The organism is Bradyrhizobium sp. LTSPM299, from assembly GCF_000938235.1.
In the GTDB taxonomy this organism is placed as follows: Bacteria; Pseudomonadota; Alphaproteobacteria; order Rhizobiales; family Xanthobacteraceae; genus Bradyrhizobium.
Genome location: NZ_JYMU01000059.1, coordinates 44,518 through 64,291, shown reverse-complemented (window position 1 = coordinate 64,291; position 19,774 = coordinate 44,518). Strand labels below are relative to the sequence as shown.

At 65.2% G+C, this 19,774-nt stretch carries 17 protein-coding genes; 3 read left to right on the top strand and 14 right to left on the bottom strand.

Going from position 1 to position 19,774, the window contains the following annotated elements; all coding sequences use genetic code 11:
• Positions 1–98 precede the first annotated feature (98 nt).
• From UP10_RS30705 to UP10_RS30690, 4 genes are read right to left on the bottom strand one after another with little or no spacing between them, the layout of a single operon-like run.
• Positions 99–869 carry an SDR family NAD(P)-dependent oxidoreductase gene (locus tag UP10_RS30705; protein ID WP_044590948.1) on the bottom strand — a complete coding sequence of 257 codons (771 nt, stop codon included), beginning with the start codon at positions 867–869 and terminating at the stop codon, positions 99–101.
• Complete coding sequence (locus tag UP10_RS30700) at positions 870–1,667, bottom strand: SDR family oxidoreductase (RefSeq protein ID WP_044590947.1); 798 nt, start codon at positions 1,665–1,667, stop codon at positions 870–872.
• Positions 1,667–3,055, bottom strand: a complete 1,389-nt coding sequence (locus UP10_RS30695) for a transaminase (RefSeq protein WP_044590946.1) — start codon at positions 3,053–3,055, stop codon at positions 1,667–1,669. Before UP10_RS30695 ends, UP10_RS30700 begins: the two co-directional genes overlap by 1 nt.
• On the bottom strand, positions 3,052–4,536 hold the full coding sequence (locus UP10_RS30690; RefSeq protein ID WP_044590945.1) for an aldehyde dehydrogenase: 1,485 nt from the start codon (positions 4,534–4,536) through the stop codon (positions 3,052–3,054). Before UP10_RS30690 ends, UP10_RS30695 begins: the two co-directional genes overlap by 4 nt.
• Before the next feature lie 223 nt (positions 4,537–4,759).
• On the opposite strand from UP10_RS30690, the gene UP10_RS30685 reads away from it, so the two are divergent.
• From UP10_RS30685 to UP10_RS30675, 3 genes are read left to right on the top strand one after another with little or no spacing between them, the layout of a single operon-like run.
• On the top strand, positions 4,760–6,022 hold the full coding sequence (locus UP10_RS30685; protein ID WP_044590944.1) for a Tm-1-like ATP-binding domain-containing protein: 1,263 nt from the start codon (positions 4,760–4,762) through the stop codon (positions 6,020–6,022).
• An 8-nt stretch (positions 6,023–6,030) separates the two neighbouring features.
• On the top strand, positions 6,031–6,684 hold the full coding sequence (locus UP10_RS30680; protein WP_044590943.1) for an HAD family hydrolase: 654 nt from the start codon (positions 6,031–6,033) through the stop codon (positions 6,682–6,684).
• A 17-nt stretch (positions 6,685–6,701) separates the two neighbouring features.
• Positions 6,702–8,054 carry an aminotransferase class III-fold pyridoxal phosphate-dependent enzyme gene (locus UP10_RS30675; protein ID WP_044590942.1) on the top strand — a complete coding sequence of 451 codons (1,353 nt, stop codon included), beginning with the start codon at positions 6,702–6,704 and terminating at the stop codon, positions 8,052–8,054.
• Here UP10_RS30675 and UP10_RS30670 read toward each other — a convergent pair.
• The 10 genes from UP10_RS30670 to UP10_RS30625 form a co-directional block, all read right to left on the bottom strand.
• Positions 8,040–8,360 carry a hypothetical protein gene (locus UP10_RS30670; protein WP_044590941.1) on the bottom strand — a complete coding sequence of 107 codons (321 nt, stop codon included), beginning with the start codon at positions 8,358–8,360 and terminating at the stop codon, positions 8,040–8,042. The genes UP10_RS30675 and UP10_RS30670 overlap by 15 nt on opposite strands.
• Complete coding sequence (locus UP10_RS30665) at positions 8,357–10,369, bottom strand: copper amine oxidase (protein ID WP_082077317.1); 2,013 nt, start codon at positions 10,367–10,369, stop codon at positions 8,357–8,359. Before UP10_RS30665 ends, UP10_RS30670 begins: the two co-directional genes overlap by 4 nt.
• A gap of 76 nt (positions 10,370–10,445) precedes the next feature.
• Complete coding sequence (locus UP10_RS30660; RefSeq protein ID WP_044590940.1) at positions 10,446–11,468, bottom strand: branched-chain amino acid ABC transporter permease; 1,023 nt, start codon at positions 11,466–11,468, stop codon at positions 10,446–10,448.
• Positions 11,465–12,331, bottom strand: coding sequence for a branched-chain amino acid ABC transporter permease (locus tag UP10_RS30655; protein WP_044590939.1), 867 nt, complete (start codon positions 12,329–12,331; stop codon positions 11,465–11,467). Before UP10_RS30655 ends, UP10_RS30660 begins: the two co-directional genes overlap by 4 nt.
• Positions 12,332–12,351: 20 nt before the next feature.
• Entirely contained in the window at positions 12,352–13,050 is a 699-nt protein-coding gene (locus UP10_RS30650; RefSeq protein WP_044590938.1) for an ABC transporter ATP-binding protein, read from the bottom strand.
• A complete protein-coding gene (locus tag UP10_RS30645) occupies positions 13,037–13,768 on the bottom strand; it encodes an ABC transporter ATP-binding protein (protein ID WP_044590937.1) in 732 nt (243 codons plus the stop codon). The genes UP10_RS30650 and UP10_RS30645 overlap by 14 nt, the downstream gene beginning before the upstream one ends.
• Position 13,769: 1 nt before the next feature.
• On the bottom strand, positions 13,770–15,086 hold the full coding sequence (locus UP10_RS30640; protein WP_044590936.1) for an ABC transporter substrate-binding protein: 1,317 nt from the start codon (positions 15,084–15,086) through the stop codon (positions 13,770–13,772).
• A 44-nt stretch (positions 15,087–15,130) separates the two neighbouring features.
• The gene (locus tag UP10_RS30635; protein WP_044590935.1) at positions 15,131–16,222 is read right to left on the bottom strand and encodes a CobW family GTP-binding protein; all 1,092 of its coding nucleotides are present in this window, start codon (positions 16,220–16,222) and stop codon (positions 15,131–15,133) included.
• Positions 16,223–16,225: 3 nt separating this feature from the next.
• A complete protein-coding gene (locus UP10_RS30630; protein WP_044591020.1) occupies positions 16,226–17,890 on the bottom strand; it encodes an amidohydrolase in 1,665 nt (554 codons plus the stop codon).
• Between the two features lie 186 nt (positions 17,891–18,076).
• On the bottom strand, positions 18,077–19,657 hold the full coding sequence (locus tag UP10_RS30625; RefSeq protein ID WP_044590934.1) for a gamma-glutamyltransferase family protein: 1,581 nt from the start codon (positions 19,655–19,657) through the stop codon (positions 18,077–18,079).
• Positions 19,658–19,774: the final 117 nt, after the last annotated feature.

Here is a 19,774-nt window from a genome sequence, read left to right as displayed (position 1 = left end):
TCTAGCCGCGCGGCATGAACGGCATCGTCCAGGTGCCGAGGGATGTTGCTGAAGCAGTCTGAAGCGGCGCGGGGCCGATGGTCTCGGAACGGCCGTCGCTAGACGGCGCGATTCTGGGTCGGCGAGCGGCCGCCGCCATCGGCGACGAGAACGGTGCCGGTCACGAAGGACGCCTCATCCGAGACGAGGAACAGACAGCAGGCGGCGATCTCCGCGGGCTCGGCCATCCGGCCGAGCGCGATCCGCCGTTCCACCGCCTGGAATTCCGCATCCGGCGTGGTGCCGTTCTGCTCGGCGAGCAATCGCATTTCATAGGCGCTCATCGGCGTCCGCACCCAACCCGGCGCCACCGCATTGGCACGGATGCCATCGGCGCCATGGGCATAAGCCAGCGAGCGGGTGTAGGCGACGACGGCGGCCTTGCTTGCCGCATAGCTTGCACCATCCGGGCTGGCGTTAAACGCCGCAACGGAGGCGATATTCACGATGGCGCCGCCGCCCTGCCTGAGCAGCGGCAGGGACGCGCGACAGACGCGCATGGTCCCGGTCAGGTTGACATCAAGGGTCTTCGCCCAGACTTCGTCGGTGACCGTCGAGGGTTGATCGGGGATGATCAGACCGGCGGCATTGACGAGGATGTCGAGTTGCGCGCCACACGCCGCAACCGCCTTCGCGATGTCGGCCGACTGGGTCACGTCACCATGGATCGCTTGCCCGCCGGCTTCCGCCGCAGCCGCCTCAAGCTCGGCTTCGCCAAGGCCAAACAGTACGACGCGTGCGCCGTTGCGGGCCAGCAGCAACGCGGTCGCGCGGCCGATTCCGGTCGCAGCTCCGGTGACCAGCGCGGTCTTTCCATCGAGCCGCGACATCTACAGTCCCCATTGCCGTTCGACGGCAAATCCGGTCTCCGGCAGCGTCGAGCCGCCATCCACGACGATGGTTTGCCCGGTGACATATTTGGCCTCGGCGGAGGCGAGATAGAGCATCGCGCAGGCGATATCGTCGGCGCTGCCCATCTGCCCAACCGGAATGAAGCGCTCCAGCTTTGCCTTGGTCTCCGGCGCGCTCATGGTGCCGCGGCCCGGCTTTTCGATAAAGCCGGCCTCGACGCCGTTGACCGTGATGCCGTCGCGCGCCAGTTCAAACGCCGCGCCGCGAATGAACGCATTGACGCCGGCCTTCGCCGCCGAGTAGTGCGCGCCGCCGCCCATCGCAACGCGGGCGGAGACGGACGAGGTCACAAGGATCCGCCCGAAGCCGATAGCGCGCATGTGCGGGATCGCGGCCTGCGCCAGCCAGAAACTCGCATTCAGGTTCAGCGCCAACGTGTCGTCAAGCTTCGCCTCGTCGAGGTCCTCCAGCGACGACCACGGGCAGCCGCCGGCATTGTGCACGACGATGTCGAGCCGGCCGTATTGCCGGGCGATGTCGTCGACCATGACACGAAGACCGTTGCGGTCGAGTTTGTCGAAGGGCACGCAATGCACGGCGAGCCCCTCGACCGCCAGCTCCCGCGCCAGCGCTTCGGCGACATCAAGCGTCCGGTTGGCAATCACCACGGTGGCGCCGGCCTGCGCGAGCCGCGTGACGATGGCGGCGCCGATGCCCCTGCCGCCGCCCGTGACGATGGCTACTCTCCCGGCGAGATCGAACGGAGGTTTTGGCATCAGATCACTCCGGCCCGTCGTATCAAATCGATGAACTGCGCGAAGACGGCGGTGTGTCGTTCCACGTCGCTCGCCGAGGTCGCCGGACACATCAGCAGCATGGTGTGGAACGGCGTCACCAGAATGCCCTCGTTCATGTAGAACGTATGCAGCAGGGTTTCGAGGTCGGGCTGGCGTCCCGCGATCACGTCCGCACCGCTGCGCGGCGGCTCGCGCATGAACATGATCTCGGCCCGCGCGCCGATCTGTGCGACATGCCAGGGCAGATGATTGGCCTCGATCAGTCGGCTGATATCGCTTGCGAGCCGCGTTGCGGTGGCGATCATGCGTTCGTAGTTCGCCGGTGTCAGGACCTTCTCCAGCACCGCACGCATGGTCGCAATCGTCAGCGCGTTCCCTGCGAGCGTGCCGCCAAATCCGAGATGCGCGGATTGTCGCTCGCGCGGATTGACGTGGGGCACGAGCGTCCAGAGCCGCTCGGCGATCTCCGGGCTCAGGCCGAAGATACCCGCAGGAATGCCGCCGGCGATCGCCTTGCCGGCCACGAAGATATCCGGCTCCAGCCCGTTATCCCCAGTGTAACCGCCCGGTCCGCAGGACAGCGTATGCGTCTCGTCGATGATCAGGATTGTGCCGGCGCGGCGGGTCAGGTCGCGCAACGCCTGATGAAAGCAGGAAACAACCGGGATCATGCCGAAATTCGTCATCAGCGGCTCGGCCAACACGCAGGCGACGTCGCCATGCGCCAGCGCCGCTTCGAGCGCGGCCACATCGTTGAACTCGACGACCCGCGAGACCGCATCATGATCGATGCCGTTCGGATGGATCATGTTGCGCAGGCCGACGCGACCGTCGCGGATCTCGACATGCGCCTCCTCGACACCGCCATGATAGCAGCCGGAGAACACCAGCACCTTGCGGCGCCCTGTGATCATCCGCGAAATCCGGATCGCGGCGCGGTTGGCATCAGTCGCCGACGTCGTCAGCGTCCAGTATTTTGGGCCGAAGCGGCGCGAGAGCTCAGCGCCGACCCAGAGACTGTCCTCAGTCGGCAGCATCATCGTCGCGCCGCGCTTGAGCTGGCGCGTTGCGGCCTCCGTCACGGCCTCGGGCGCGTGTCCACACATGCCGCCGGTATCACCGAGGCAGAAATCGATGTAGTCACGGCCGTCGATATCCCGGATATGCGCGCCGCTGGCCTCATCCGCATAAATCGGGAAACCACCGGCCCAGCGCCGCATCCAGTGCGACGGACCGCCATAGAGGAAATGTTGCTTGCCCTCTTGCCAGGCCTCTGCCGAGCGCGGATGCAGCCCTAGAAAGCGCTCCTGCTCGGTCTCGATCAGTCGGTTCAGAACGCCCTGGCGCTCGGCGGTTGCTGTTGTCATAGCGCGATCCAGGTGGTCTTGAGGTCGGTATAGGCATCGAGCGCGTGGAGCGATTTGTCGCGCCCGAAGCCGGATTGCTTGAAGCCGCCGAGCGGCACCGTGATGTCGGCGCCGCCATAGGTGTTGACGTGCACGACGCCGGCATGAAGCGCGCGCACCATGCGATGCGCCGTCGACAGCCGGCTGGTCCACACCGCGGAGGCCAGACCATAAGGCGTCGCATTGGCAAGCACGATCGCGTCCTCCTCGCGCTCGAACCGCGTGACGGCGAGCACGGGACCGAACACCTCCTCGCGCCACAGCTCCATCGACGGCGTGACCTCTGCCATGATCGCCGGCGACATGAAGTTGCCGCCGCTCTCGGTACGAATCTGTTCGCCGCCAACCAGCCGCTGCGCGCCCTGCTCCTCCGCGCGCGCAACAGCGTCCAGATTCTTGCGCAACTGCGCCTGGCTCGAGATCGCGCCGATATCCGAGGTCAGCTCGAGCGGGTCGCCGACGCTGAGCTTCGCAGTGGCTTCAAGCAGCTCGTCCATGAAGCGGTCATAAATCGAGGACTGCACGAGCAGCCGCGAGCCGGCGACGCAGACCTGACCGGAATTGCGGAAGATGCCGTTCGCCGACACTTTTGCCGCCTGCTTGATGTCGGGCACATCGGCAAACACGATGTTGGGCGATTTTCCACCAAGCTCAAGATGGACGCGTTTCAGGTTCGATCGCGCCGAGCATTCCAGCAGCCGCCGGCCGACCGCGCCGGAACCAGTGAAGGCGAGCACGTCGACATCCATGTGAAGGGCAAGCGCCTCGCCGGCCGACGCGCCACGGCCGGTCACGACATTGAGTACGCCGTCCGGCAACCCTGCCTCGCTCGCCAGCTCGGCAAGTCGCAGCAATGTCAGCGACGCCAGTTCCGGCGGCTTCACCACGACAGAGTTTCCGGCGGCGAGCGCCGGACCAATTTTCCACGCCGCGATCATCAGCGGGAAATTCCAGGGCACGATCACGCCGACGACACCGAGCGGCTCGCGATGCACGAGGCCGAGAACATCACCACCGGTCGGCGCGATCTCGCCATAGACCTTGTCGGTCGCCTCGGCGTAGTAGCGGATGGTTCCGGCCGCCGACAGCGGCTCGGCCTTGTAGGCCATGCCGATCTCGGTGCCGTTGTCGCGCACGCCAAGCACCGCGATCTCGAGCGCGTGCTGCTCGATCAGCTCGGCGAACCGCAGCAGCACCTTCTTGCGTTGTGCCGGCGCCGCGCGCGACCAGCTTCCCTGCTCGAACACCCGCCGTGCCCGCGTCGCCGCAAGATCGATATCGGCCGCATCGCCATCGGCGATCGTCGTCAACACCTTGCCGTCGATTGGCGACACGACATCGAGCCGCGCCTCCCCGATCGCTGCCGTTGGCCGGCCGCCGACAAAAAACTGCTGGGCCGGAATGGCTGATGACCTGAACCGATCGATCTGGGCTTGCTGCATGTGAGACAATTGTGGTGGTGGCGGAGCTGACACCGACGGGGTCGCTAACATCCGCAATTTCAGCCAGTTCAAGGCCTTGGCAGCAATCCACCGATAGGTTGATGTCGTCGCGGACGCCGTCCCCATAGCGTGACTCTCACGATGGCCGAACGCTCTCCCTGCTCGGTGCTATCGGTCGTTCGTTCAAATCCTCTCCCAGCCTACCGGCGAGCCCCGACGCGCAATGTCCGAAATCACGCAGCCCCGAATCCTCCTGATCGGAACCGGCGATACCAAGGCCGACGAACTCAATTTCATGAGCGAGTGCATCGCCAAAGCCGGCGGCACGACGATCATGATGGATATCAGCGTGCTCGGCGATCCGCCCTACCAGCCCGCGCATGACAAGCATGCGGTGGCTGCGGCTGCACACACGACGATCGATGTGATCGCATCCAGCGGCGACGAGAATTCGGCGATGTCCCTGATGGCCGTCGGCGCCGCCAATCTCGCGCGCGACCTCGCAGACCGCGACGCCATCGACGGCGTGATCGCGATCGGCGGCACGATGGGAACCGATCTCGCGCTCGATGTTGCGCAGGCGCTGCCGCTCGGCCTGCCGAAGCTGATCGTCTCGACGGTCGCATTCTCGCATCTGATCCCGCCGCACCGTGTCGCGGCCGATCTGATAATGATCCTGTGGGCCGGCGGACTTTACGGCCTCAACGGCACCTGCACGGCGGTGCTGTCGCAGGCCTGCGGTGCGATCGTCGGCGCGGCGAAGAGCGCGATCAGGCCGCGCAAGGAGCGGCCAGTGGTCGCGATCACCTCGCTCGGCAAGAGCTGCCTGCGCTACATGGTCGAGCTCAAGCCGCAGTTGGAGAAGCGCGGCTACGAGGTCGTGGTCTTCCACACCACAGGCATGGGCGGCCGTGCGATGGAATCGATCGCGGCCCAAGGCGGTTTCGCCGCGGTGCTGGATCTCAGCCTGCAGGAGGTCGCCAACCAGCTCACCGGCTCGGTGGTAAATTCCGGTGCCGACCGGTTGGAGAATGCAGGCAGAGCCGGCATTCCGCAGATCGTTGCCCCCGGCGCCATCGACATGATCGACTTTCCGGCGTGGCTGCCGGTGCCGAACGAATTGAGCGACCGTTCCTTCCACGCGCATAACCGCCTGCTGGCATCGGCAACTTCCAAGCCCATCGACCGCCGCCGGATCGCCCGCGCGATCGCCGACAAACTCTCGCGGGCCAGCGCACCAGTCGCTTTCGTGCTGCCCACTGGCGGCATCCAGCAATGGGACCGCGCGGGCGAAGCGCTGCACGATCCCGATGCGCTGGCCGCCTTTGTCGACGCGATGCGGTCGGCGATCGCGCCGCCGGTCGAGCTGCACGAGATCAAGGACCACATCAACAGCACGCTCTTCAACGAGACAGTGCTCGGCATCTTCGACCGCTGGGTCGAGGCTGGTATCGTGCCGGCTGGCCGGATCACGGTTGCGGCGTGAGCACATCGATGGCCCAGGCACTCGTGCTCGATTTCGGCGGGGTCATCTCGAAAACCTTGTTCGAGACCCACGATCTGACCGAACGCGCGCTCGACCTCGCCCCCCGCACACTGAAATGGCTCGGCCCGTTCGCGCCCGACAGCGACCCGCTCTGGACGTCCATGCAGCGCGGCGAGATTTCCGAGCGCGATTACTGGCTGACGCGGAGCCGCGAGGTCGGCCGCATGCTCGGCGAAGACTGGCGCGACATGGAGACCTTCGTGAAGCGCGCGCGCGGCGCCAATCCTGACACGGTGATCCGTCCCGAGGCGGAACGCGCGATCCGGATCGCGGCCGATGCCGGCGTCAGGCTCGCGATCCTCTCAAACGAGCTCGATTTGTTTTACGGCGCGGATTTCCGCGCCCGCCTTCCGGTGCTCGCGCGCTTTGAGACGATCGTGGACGCGACCCATACCGGAATCCTGAAGCCCGATCCGCGCGCCTATCAGAGCGTGTTCGACGCGCTGTCGTTGGAGCCGCAGGATTGTGTCTTCGTCGATGACCAGCGCCGCAACATTGCGGGCGCGGTCGCATGCGACATGCGGACGGTGCTGTTCGACGTGCGGACGCCCGCCGCGTCGTACCGCGAGGCCTTGCACCATTTCGGACTGCAATTCGACTGAGCCGATAGAGAACCATCATGCGCGACAGAAATTTCCTGATCGAGAACAATGCCAAGCCGATCTGGCATCCGATGGCCCATCCCGCCGAGATGCGGGCGCAGCCGCCGCGGATCGTGATGAAGGGCGAAGGCGTCCACGTCACCGATATCGACGGCAACACCGTGATCGATGCGGTCGGCGGCCTCTGGAACGTCAATCTCGGCTATAGCTGCGATCCCATCAAGAAGGCGATCGCGGACCAGCTCAGCGCATTACCCTATTATTCCAGCTTTCGCGGCACCTCGACCGGCCCGTCGATCGAGCTCGCCTATGAGCTCACCGAATGGTTCAAGCCGGAAGGCATGGTCCGCGCCTTCTTCACCTCGGGTGGTTCCGACTCGGTCGAGACCGCGCTGCGGCTCGCGCGGCAATACTGGAAGATCAAGGGCCAGGCCGACCGCACCAAATTCCTGTCGCTGAAGAAGGGTTATCACGGCACCCATTTCGGCGGCGCCTCGGTCAATGGCAACGCCAACTTTCGTCGCAACTACGAGCCGCTGCTGCCGGGCGTGTTCCACATCCCCGCGCCCTCGACCTACCGCAATCCCTTCAACGAGACCGATGCTACAAAACTCGCGCAGCTCTGCGCGGCGGCGATGGAGGACGAGATCGCGTTCCAGGGCGGTGACACCATCGCCGCCTTCATCATGGAGCCGGTGCTGGGCGCCGGCGGCGTGATCGTGCCGCCGGACAATTTCATGAGACTGGCGCGCGAGATCTGCGACCGCCACGGCATCCTGATGATAGCGGACGAGGTCGTGACCGGGTTTGGCCGCACCGGCGCATGGTCGGGCTCGCGTCTCTGGGGCGTGAAGCCCGACATGATGACGATGGCGAAAGCAATCACCTCAGGCTATTTCCCGCTCGGCGCGACGCTGATCGGTGAATCCGTTGCGGAATCTTTTGAGACCGACACGACGTCCTTCGGGTCGATCGGCCATGGCTACACTTATTCGGGGCATCCGGTCGGCTGTGCCGCGGGCCTGGCGGCGCTGGCCGAGACGCGCCGTCTCAAGCTCGACGAAAACGCCGCCGCACGCGGCATCGATCTCGCCGGTGCGCTCGAGCAGCTCAAGGCCAGCCATCCGCTGGTCGGCGACGTCAGGAGCAAGGGGCTGATGGCCGCGCTCGAGCTGGTGGCCGATCGCGACAGCAAGAAGCCGGCGGACAAGAAGACGATGGCCAAAGTCGCCGACGCCGCCTACGAGGCCGGCGTGATGCTGCGGGTCTCCGGTAACACCATCATCCTGTCGCCGCCGCTGATCCTCACCGCAGCCGATGTGACCAGGATCGCCGAAGGCATCGATGCCGGCCTCTCAGCGGCCGGCTGAAATCGCGCTCGCACAGGCGATGGCGCGCTCGAACAGCGCCCCATTGGCCTTGTCGCGGTCGAGACAGTCGGCCAGCGACGCCGGCGTCATGGTCTGGTCGGTGCAAAATATCCGCATAAAGTCGGCCGCGAGCGCAATCTTGCGCGGCGCCGGCTGCTTCTCCCAATCCGCAGGGCTCAGATAGAGCAAGGACGTGTCCTCACTGACATCGGGCGAAGCCGTCGCGCCGTGCGCAACCGGCAACGTCGCCAGCAGCGGCAGCAGCGCGCAGGCCACCGCACCGAATCGATACGCGCAGCGGATCATTTCGCGCCCTTGGCATCGACCACCGGCGGCACGTCCAGCGCCGGATTGCGATCGAAGAAGTTGAACGGGCGCAATCGAAAACCGTGCCAAAGGCCCGGCATCACCGGCCAATCCTCGGCGCGCGGCACGTGACGGAAACCGACTGTGTACCACAACACGAGATCGCGATCCTCGATCGACCGCCTAGCGGCGGTCCATCTCAGCAGGCCATCGACCTCGGCATTTTCGTTGGGATAGAGGCCGGCGGCGTATTTCTCGTCTCTCGCGTAGGCCGAGGCCCACAGCGTGTAGGCGCTGAAGCCGGCGCGCAACTGGATCGGATCGTCCTTGGCGAGCAGCGAGACGTCGGAATGGCCGGGCATCAACTGGTAGCTGGTGCGATAACCCTGCTTGTTGGTTTTATCGGTGCTCTCGACCCTGAACTGGGCCGCGTTCAGCGGCATGGTGATCGGCCCTTCGGTCGCGACCGGGCTCGTCTCAATTTGCCAGAGGCTCTTGCGCTGGCCCTCATCGATCCGGCGAACGCTGAAGCGATCCTCGACCAGCCGGTTCGAGGCGCCGTCGACATCCATGTCGATCCGGAACGTCATGTAGTGATCGTGGTTAACCGCCAGCAGCCGCTCGTCGACCAGCGTGCCGTAGGCGGTATCCTGCGCGGCCGTCGGATCGCTCAGGGTCCGACTCGCCACGCCCTTGGTGGCGTCGATCCCGTAAGCGCCGAGTCGCACGTCGATGTTTCCGGCGCGGTCAAACACATAGTCGACGAGGTAGTCGTAATTGCCAACCACCGGCGCCATCCGCACCACCAGCTCATTGTTCGGCCGTACCTCTGACGTGTTGTTGAACAGCTCGCTGTGACGCCAGATCGGATCGCCGGTGGGGCGCTCGAAAATGCACACCGCGCCCTTGGAAGCGGCCGGCATGCCCTTGGTGTCCGAGATCGTCAGATCGAGGTAATGCGCGCCATCCGGGCAATCCTCGCCGGGCCGCAACTCGCTAGACAGCACGCCAAAGCCGTATTCGCCGATGTCCATATAGGCGCGGAACGACCAGGTCAGTGCCGGATCCATGTAGGGCACGAACATCTCGCTCGCCGACATCTGGTAGGCAATGTCGCGCAGCGTGCCATGGTCGTCGTAGCGGATCAGCGACAACACCGCGCCGAGGCGCGGCTCGAGGCGCACATGGAACGACCAATTGTCCCAGTGCACCTGCCCACCCTCCACCTTGACATTGCTGCCTTGCGGCGCCGAGATCTCGATCGGCTTCGGCGGCTTGCGATATTTCCCTGAATCGCCATAGGCGTGTGACGGCGTCGATGGCGGCGGCGGCACCACGCCGAGATCGGTCACCGACAGCACCGATTTGGTCGTAAGGTCCACCTGTGCCATCAGGTTCTCGATCGGTTTTCCCCACAGATTGTTGGCCGCTCCCGACGCGTCGAGGCAGGGAACGTTGAGCAGGCGATGCCCTTGCAACGTCGGATCGGTCACCGGGCCAACCGTCAGCGGCAGGCACACAACATTGCTGAAATCGGTGATGCCTCGCTTGGCCATCGCGGCGATCCAGCGCGAGTCCTGCTTCGGAAGGTCGCCCGCCGATATCAGTTCGTCGATCGTCAGTGCGGCCTGCCTGTCCTTGACCTCGTTCCAGCCAAGCAAGCTGCGTGCGGCGAGATCAATCCGCGCCTCGTAGAGATGCTGATCGCTAAGCAGCGTCGCAACCGCACGCCGCGCGAACGGTTGTCCAGGCTGCCACGCCCGCACCTCGTCCTTGGGGTCCTCGTCCAGCGCCATCGAGACGACGCGCGTCGTGCCATCGAACTTCCCGGCACTACGGAGGATATCCGTGACGGAATTGATTTCGTCCGCAGTCAGCCCATCCATTGGGTGCATTGCCGCCACATGCGGCCACATCCGGTGCTCGGCCCGCGCCGGTAACGGCGCAGCCAGCGCCGCGACGACCAAACCGGTCAACGCCCATCCGCCACGTCGGTATACCAGAGCCATTCCGCCAACTCCTCAAGCTGTTGCCGCGAGCATACAGGCAAAGGTGGCGCCAAGAAGCCCCTCGCCTAGCCCCCGCCTATCCCGCAATCTGCTCCGATGCGCTCGGCAAGACTACGGCTGGACGCGGCGAGGTACGCTGCACGTCGAGCAGGCGGATGCCGAGGCGATCGCGCAGTGCCGGCCAGATGCCCCGCGGAGCCACCATCATGACGATGACCGCGATGACGCCGAGCCCGACCAGGTACCAGCCGCCGGAGAGCCCGAGCGGTCCGGTCATCAGCTCGCGCAGGCCGAAGAAGATGATGACGCCGAGGATCGGACCTTCGAGCGTGCCGATGCCGCCGATGATAACGATGAACATCATGTAGACTGACCAGTTGACGTCGAACGCCGCGAGCGGCGCGATGAAAAGATTGCCCATGAAGCTGAGCGCACCGGCCAGCCCACATCCCGCCGCCGACAGCACGAAGGCGACGAAGCGGTTGCGCCGGACATCGACGCCGACGCTCATCGCGGCCAGATCATTGTCGCGCACGCTCATCAGCCCGAGCCCGAAGCTCGAAATCATCAGTTTGTACAGCGCCGCGATGGTTCCGAGCGTCAAGGCGCCGGCCAGCCAGAACATGGTCGTTTCGAACCAGTCGAAATCGATCAGCTTGCCGGTTGGCAGCGGCAACCCCGACGTGCCACCGACGGCCTGCGACTTCATCGTGAACGCGCCAATGATCTCGGCGAACACCCACATCGCGATCGAGAAATAGGCCTCGCGCAGCCGGAACAGCGGAACCGCGATGATGGCGGCGACGACAGCGGCAACGACCGGCGCCACCGGCAGCACCCAGATCGGGGTGACCTCGAGCCAGCCCGAGGTCAGGAACAGCGCATAGGCGCCGAATGCGATGAAGACCTGGTGGCCGAGCGAGACCAGGCCGGCATAGCCCGCCAGCAAATTCCACATCTGCGCCATCGTGAGCAGCAGCAGGCATTCCGTCGCGAGCCGCAAAATGCCCTCGTTCAGCACGAAGGGGGCGCCGGCTATCACGGCTGCCAGAACCAGGCCGGATGCTGCGAGGATCGTCCGTGTCGGCATCGGCGTCATACCTTGCTCGACACCAGACCGGACGGCCTGATCAGCAACATGATGAAGAACAGCAAATGCGCATAGAGCAATCCGGCATTGGGATCGATCTTCAGCCCGATCAGCTGAGCCATGCCGAGCGCAATGCCGCCGAGCAGCGCGCCCCAGAACGAGCCGAGGCCGCCGAGCACGACGACCTCGAACGCGATCAACAGCCGCTCCGCACCTGAGAACGGCGTGAAGCTCGACCGCACTGCCAGCAGCACGCCGCCGATCGCACCGAGCGCGAGCGACAGGCCCATGACATAATTGTAGACCCGGTCGGGCTTGACCCCGGACAGCCGGACGATGTCGCGTCGGTCGGCGGTCGCCCGCACGATCCGTCCGAATTCGGTATGACGCAAGATGAGCTGCAGCGCCATGAACAGCAGCGCCGCCAGCACCAGCGTGAGCAACGGCATGATGCCGATGTTCAGTCCGGCAATCTCAAGGCTGGCGCGAGAGAGTTCGCCGACCTGAAGGCTGCGCACGTCGGCGCCAAACATTTCGACCATCACATTGCGCAGGATCACCGAGACGCCGAAAGTCAGCAGCAGCGGCGCGAGTGGATCGGGCGACTTGATGACGCGGTTGACGACGACGGCCTGATAGATCCATCCGACCGCAAAGGACAAGGCAATCACCGGGATCATCATCAACAGCGGCGGCACCGACGGAAACAGATTGGCCAGCAATACCGCGCAGAACGCGCTCAGCACCATGAATTCGCCATGCGCGATGTTGACAACGCGCACGACGCCGAACACCAGCGTCAGGCCAATGCCAAGCAGGGCATAGAGCCCGCCCAGCAAGGCTCCGTTGATCAACGTCTCAACCCAGATCATGTCTCACCGGTCCGTGTTGGCTAATTGCCGAAATAGGCATGTGTCAGTTGCTCGGGTTGCATCTCGCGCGCCGGCCCGGTCAGCGAGACCCGACCCTTCAGCAGGCAATACACTCGCTCACATGCGGCGAGCGCACGCTTGACGTCCTGCTCCACCAGCACCACGGCAGTGCCCTCGCCGCGAATATCCGCAAACGAGCGATAGATCTGCTCGACCACGACAGGGGCGAGCCCGAGCGAAATCTCGTCGCATAGCAAAAGGCGCGGATTCGACATCAGGGCGCGGCCGATCGCGGCCATCTGCTGCTGGCCGCCGGAGAGCTGCCCGGGCACCATCCGCCGCCTCTCCCCGAGAATCGGAAACAGGTCGAACACGCGCCGCAACGTCCAGCTTCCGGAGCGCCGGTTGACGGTGCCCATCAGCAGGTTTTCCTCGACGGTCAGCGAGTCGAACAATAGTCGCCCCTCCGGCACCATGATGAGGCCGAGCCGCGACACCTCTTCGGCCGGCATGCGCGAGATGTCGATGCCGTCGAAATGCACCGTCCCCGACCGCTCCTCGTTCAACCCGACGAGCGCCTTCAGGAAGGTGGATTTGCCCGCGCCGTTGGCGCCGACCAGCGCCACCGCCTCGCCGTTTCCGACGGTGAAATTCATGTCGAAGACGGCCTGGAGGTCGCCGTAGAAGATCTGCAGGCCAGTTACGTCAAGCAACGCCATCGGCCTTCAATCCCATGTAGATTTCGCGCACCACGGCGCTGTCCATGACATCGGCCGGCGGTCCCTCCAGGACCTTGCGGCCGAAATTGAGCACGAGGATACGATCCGACACCGCCCGTAGCGCGTGCGGAATGTGCTCGATCCAGATGATCGCGTGATCCGTCTTGACCGTCCGGATGATCGCAACCAGGCGTTCGACCTCCGGCTCGGTCAGCCCTGCGGCGATCTCATCGAGCAGAATCAGCGCGGGCTTCGAGGCCAGCGCCTTGGCGAATTCGAGCCGCTTGCGGTCGATCAGTGGCAACGCGCCGGCAAGCTTGTCTGCCTTGGCCTCGAGCCCGGTCCGCTGCAGCACCTCCATGGTCCAGGAGGACGCCGCCTCACCATGCAAGCCCGCGCCGTAGGATGCCGCCACCAGCGCGTTCTCGTAGACCGACAGATGCGGGAACGGCTGCGGGATCTGGAACGCCCGTCCGAGGCCCATGCGGGCACGGCGATGCGGCGGCAGGCTTGATATCTCCTCGCCGTCGAGCATGATCGAACCGCCGTCGGCCGTGACGAGGCCGACGATCAGGTTCAACAGCGAGCTCTTGCCCGCGCCGTTCGGACCGATCACGCCGAGGCACTCTCCGCGCGCCAGATCGAAGCTGACGGCGTCGGCGACGACGATTTCGCCGAAGCGCTTGGACAGTCCGTTGACGCGCAGCAGCGGTGCCATCTCAGCTCAGCTTGGAGAGCAGCGCGAGATCGGCCTGCTTGGGGATGAACGGCGCTGTGCCGTTATGGACGATCAAGAGCTCGTATTTCGACTTGCCTCCCTTGGCCTTGCGCCACTGTCCGCCCGCCAGCGATGTCACCGCGACATTCTTGATCGGCGTCCCCTTGAACTTCACCGGCCCGACCACTGTCTCCATGTCGAGGCCCGCGATGGCGTCGCGCAACGAGTTCTTGTCCTTCGGATCGCTGTTTTGGAGCGCCGCGATCGCGACCTCCCACAGCGCATGAGCATAGCCGATCGGCTGGGTCCATTGCTTGCCCGTGGTCTTCTCCCATTCCGCGGCAAGCTCGGCAGCGCTCTGCCCGGTCAGCGACGATTTGAACGGATAGGCCGGCGTCCACCACACTTCGGTCGACATGCCGTCGCCGCGATCGCCGAGCGCATTCACCGCGCTCGGGAACAGGAACGCCGCCGCGACCGTGCAGATCTGCGGCTTGAAGCCGGCCTGCGCCGCCTGGTTCCACAGCGTCACCCAGTGATTGCCATAGGCAAAGCCGGAGACGATATCGACGCCGTTGCTCTTGAACGACGACACCTGGTTGGTGAAATCGTCGGTCGCGATCTGGAACTTGCCGGCGGAGAGTTCCTGATAACCCGCCTGCGCAATGCCACCGGGCAGCCCGACCTTCGGGTCGGAGAACGCCTGGCCCGCGGGATTGTCGATATAGAATGTGCCGACCTTCTTGTTGGTCTCGACCGACTGCCACATGCCCATGAAGTTCTTCACGACGTCGTCGGCGCCCCAGAAGAAATGGTAGCTGTAGGGGAAACCCTTGTCCGGCGTCGACTTGCGCGGAAACATCCAGCCCTGCCATGGCACCATGGTCGAGATCGAAGGGATGCCGCGGGCGTCGGACAGCTCCTGCACCGGCGCCTGCGCGTCGCCGTCCTCGATCAGGATCAGGTCGCATTTCTCGCGCAGCACCAGCTCGCTCGCGACCACCGACGAGCGATTCGGATCGGACTGATTGTCCTTGAACACGAGCTCGACCTGGTAGGTCTTGCCGCCGATCTTCAGCCCGTCCTTGAGATGGGCCTTGATCCGCTCGTGGATCCAGGTGTCCGGCTCGGCGAATGGTGCGCGAACGCCCGAGAGGCATCCGACCCAGCCGATCTTGACCGTGGTGCCGGCCGCGCGCGCGATGTTGACCAGCGGCACGTTCATCGCGGACGCAAGCCCGGTGGCGCCGGCTGCTTTCAGCAATGTGCGCCGGTTGAGCCGGCTGGAAGGCGTCTCGATGTTCCTGGTCTCAGTCATGTCCCTCTCCCTCAATAACCCTGATGGAATCACCCGGCCGCAGGTCATGCGGCTGATCGCTGGATTGCTGTGCGGCTGACGGCCGCGAATTTGCAGAGCGTGTTTTCGATGATGTCGCGCGGGATGCCGCGCACGATGAAAACGAGCCGCGAGCGGCGGTCCGCGGACGGCCAGCCGGCAAGCGTGATCGGCGGATGGAAGACGTGCTGCACGCCATGCACCACCATTGGCGCGTCAGGCTGCTCCGCGATGTTCACAATTGCCTTGAAGCGCAGCAGGTCCTCGCCCCTGAGTGCCGCGACATACTCGAGCCAGCGCGCGAACGCTTCACCCTGGATCGGCTCATCGATAATCAGGCTGTAGGACGACAACACGCCCGTATCGTGCGCGTGATGGCCGTGGTGATCGCAGTGCTGGTCTTCGCAATGATGATGCGCGTGATCATGGGGCGCGTTCGCGGCCTGCGACGCCGTCTCGAACCAGCGCACGACGTCCGCGGATCGCGCCGCCGGATCGAACAGTCCGGCGTCGAGCACTTTTGCCGGATCGACGGCGCCGTTCCGGACATGGCCGCGAAACGCAATCGGGTTGATCGCGGCCAGCCGCGCATCGAGCCGCGCCAGTGCATCGTCGGAGGCAAGGTCGGTCTTGGTCACCAGCAGCCGGTCGGCGACCGCGATCTGCCTGACCGCCTCCGCGTGCGCATCAAGCGTGTGCGCGCCGTTGACCGCATCGACGGTCGCGACCACGCCATCGATCCGGTAGCGGTCGACAATATCAGGCGCCGTCATCAGCGTGTGCAGCACCGGCACGGGATCGGCGAGGCCCGTGGTTTCGACCAGCACGCGGTGAAACGGCGGAATGGTGCCCGCGGCGCGGCGCGAGGCGAGATTGGCAAGCGTCTCGATCAAATCCTCGCGCACCGAGCAGCAGATACAGCCATTGTCGAGCAGCGCCAGGCGGTCCTCGCTGCTCTCGACCAGCAGATGATCGAGCGCCACTTCGCCGAATTCATTGATGATGGCGACAACGCCGTTGAGCTCCGGCTGGCGCAACAGATGGTTCAGCACCGTGGTCTTGCCGCTGCCGAGGAAGCCGGTGAGAACCGTGACCGGGATATGATCCGCTGCGTCCATCGTTCATCCCCGCTCGTAGACCTTGCGGCCGGCGAAGAAGGTCATCTCGACCCGTGTGTCGGCGAGCTGGTCCGCGGGGATGTCGAAGATCATCTGGTCGAGCACGATCAAATCGGCCGATTTGCCGACCTCGATCGAGCCGACAGTCTGACCGAGCCCGGCAGCGCGCGCAGCATCGATGGTGTAGATGTCGATCACGGTGGCGAGGTCGAGCGCCTGCTCGGCCCACAGCGACTTGCCGGGAAAATCGCCGGTCGGATTTTGCCGCGTCACCATGCCCTCGATGCCCTGCCAAGGATCCGGGATCGGGATCACCGGCCAGTCCGAGCCGCCGGCCATCAGCGCGCCGGCGTCTTTCAGGTCCTTGTTCGGCCAGAAGCGCTGCGCGCGCTCGTCGCCCATCGCAGCCTTGTGCGCCTCGAGGAAAATGGTCGGATACCAGATGATCGGCGACAGATCGGCGGCGACGCCGAGCTCGGCGAAGCGCGGGATGTCGTCGGGCGTGATATAGCTCGCATGCGCGATCTGGTGGACCAGATCGGTCGGGCCGTTGAAGCTGCGGACGACGTCGATCGCGTCAAGCGCCTGCGTCACCGCGGCATCGCCGGCGCAATGGATTTTTGCGGCGAGCCCGAGCTTCTCGCAGCGCCCGAGCCAGCGGATCAAGTCCGGCACCGTCAGCATGGTCGAGCCGCGGAAGCAGCAGCCGCGCACGGGATCGGCCAGATACGGCTCGTGGAACGCCGCGGTCTTGGCGCCGGGGACGCCATCGAGGAACACTTTTACATAATCCGGCTTCACATGGGCGCCGCGATACTGCTCGCGCAGCGCAAACAGCTCCTCGCCAGCCTTGCCGAACATGAAGCCGGGCTCGACCACCGGCATCGCGCAGACCGCCCACGCGGTGAGCTCTCCGCGATCGTCGAGCCCCTTCAGCGCCGCCATGATCGGCTGCATACTGGCAGCGTCGATGAAGGCGGTGACGCCATAGGTGTTCAGTAGCGAGATCGAACGCGCCACCGCCGCGCGGTCCATCTGGGCGGTGTAGTGCCCGGAGGCCGCGAGCGCCCGCTCGACGAGGCCCGATGCGGCCTCGATCATGATCCCGGTCAGTGTGCCGCTCTTGAGGTCGCGGCCAATCTCGCCGTCGGTCGGGTTTGGCGAATCGGCCTGCACACCGGCGAGCAGCAGCGCCGCCGAGCTGGCCCAGCGGTTGTGATAGCTGTCGTCGCGCAGCACCACGGGATGGTCGAGGCTTGCCGCATCGAGCAGCGCGCAGGATTCCGCGGTGTTGAGATCACCGAGCAGATTGTTGCCGAACTGGCCGCCGACAATCCAGGCACCCGGCGCGGCGGCTGAGGCCGCCTTGTGGATGGTTTCCGCAATCTTCGCAATGCTGTCGCTGGACGAGAAGCGCAGCTCGTAGAGATCGGCCTGCCCGCCCATCATGATGTGGTTGTGGATGTCGACGATACCAGGCATCGCCATCCGCCCGCCGAGATCGATCGTGACGGTACCCTCGCCGATCAGCGGCGCGACGTCGCGCTCCTCGCCGACCGCCACGAACCGGCCGGCCTTGACGGCCGCGCTCGCGGCCCAGGGCTGCTGCCGGTTCGACGTATAAATCCGGCCGTTGCGGAAAATCGTATCGGCGAAAGTCTTGTCCATCGGCATCAACGTCCCGCTGGGAGGGCCTCGAAGCGCACCGTCCTTGCGCACGGTGCCGGGCGCACGTCACGGAACCACGGACGAGGCCGGCATATTCAGACAAAGGTTCGGCATGTCGGGTTTACGGGCAATCAACCGTCCGGTGGATGATGCTTCGCCATCGCAACGCGAACGGCAGGCCGCATCTCAAAAGCCCAACGCCGGCCCGTCCTTGCGGTGGTCGGAGGCGCCGAATAGCACGCCGCGGGCGTGATCGATGCGGATCGCCTGGCAGCCGCCGATCGGCTCTTCGGAGGATCGCGCATCGTGTCCCCGCGCGCGCAAATCGTCGCGGATCGCGGATGGAGTCGTCGTCTCCAGCGACAGTACGCCGTCGAACGCAAAGGAGCGTGGCGCCTCGGCCGCAGCCTGGATGTCCATCTTCACATCGAAAATGTTCGACAGCAGATTGGCGTGGCCCGCCGCCTGGTAATGCCCGCCCATCACGCCGAACGACATCACGGTCCTGCCGTCCTTGCGCAACAGGCCCGGGATGATCGTGTGCATCGGGCGCTTGCGCGGCCCGAGCGAATTGACGTGGCCGGGTCGGCTGCGAAAGCTCCAGCCGCGATTGTGCAGCAGCACACCCGATTTCGGCGCATAGATGCCGCTGCCGAATGGATAGAACAGCGAGTTGATCAGCGAGACCGCGTTGAGGTCGCGATCGACCACGGTGACGTAGACGGTGTCGCGACGCTCGATATCGTCCCAGGCTGCGGGCTCCGACGCGCGGCTCATGTCGATCCGCCCACGGATCATCCCGATATAGTCCTCGGCAAGGAACGCAGCGGGATCCACATCGCTGGTCGCGGGATCGCAGAAGAAGGCGTCGCGCGCGCGGTAGGCTGCCTTGGTCGCCTCGGCGAGCAGATGGATGCGGTCGGCCTGCGACAGCGCGCCGACGACGTCGAAGCCGGCCAATGTGCGCAGGATTATCAGAGCGGCGAGGCCCTGCCCGTTCGGCGGACATTCGACCACGTCGTGATCATGATAGCGCGCGGAGATCGGGCGCACATAGTCCGAGGTCTGCGCCGCAAAATCATCCAGTGCGTGCGCGCCGCCCAGGCCGCGGAGGATGCCGACCATCTCGTCGGCTGTCTCGCCCGCGTAAAAGGCGTCGCGGCCGTCCTGCGCAATCCTGCGCAGCGTTACGCCCAGCGCCGGCTGCGTGCGGATGTCGCCGACCGCAGGCGCCACGCTGCCGGGCAAGAATTGCGCCTTGGCATTGGCGTCGATCTCGATCCGTGCGCGGAAGCGGTGCCAATCCTCGGCGACGCGCGGCGTGATGCAAAAGCCCTGCTCGGCGGCCGTGATCGCCGGCCGAAAGATTTCCGCGAGTGATTTGCTGCCGTGATCGGCGGCGAGCCGGCACCAGGCATCGATCGCGCCTGGTACAGTGACCGCTTCGGGCGCAGTCGGCGGAATGTCGCGCCCCCGGCCGCCAGCATATTTGGCCACATCGGTCCCGGCGGGCGTGCGGCCCGAACCGTTCAGCGCGATCGGGTCGCCAGCCTTCGGCGAAACCAACGCAAAGCAGTCGCCGCCGATCCCGGTCATCTGCGGTTCGACGACGCCCTGCACCGCCTCCGCAGCAATGGCGGCGTCGACGGCGTTGCCGCCGGCCTTCAGCATCTCGACCGCGGCGAGCGTCGCCTGCGGATGCGAGGTTGCGGTCATGCCTTTTTCCGCAACCGCCACCGAGCGGCCGATAGCCATGAAATTACGCATGCAGTATCCTTCAATGTCAGCGGCAGCCGCTCGCCAACATTGTCGAAGACGACACCGATTTTTGGGATTCTCGGACTCCTGCAGTGGCGGCGGCAATCAACCAAATGGTGGAAATTC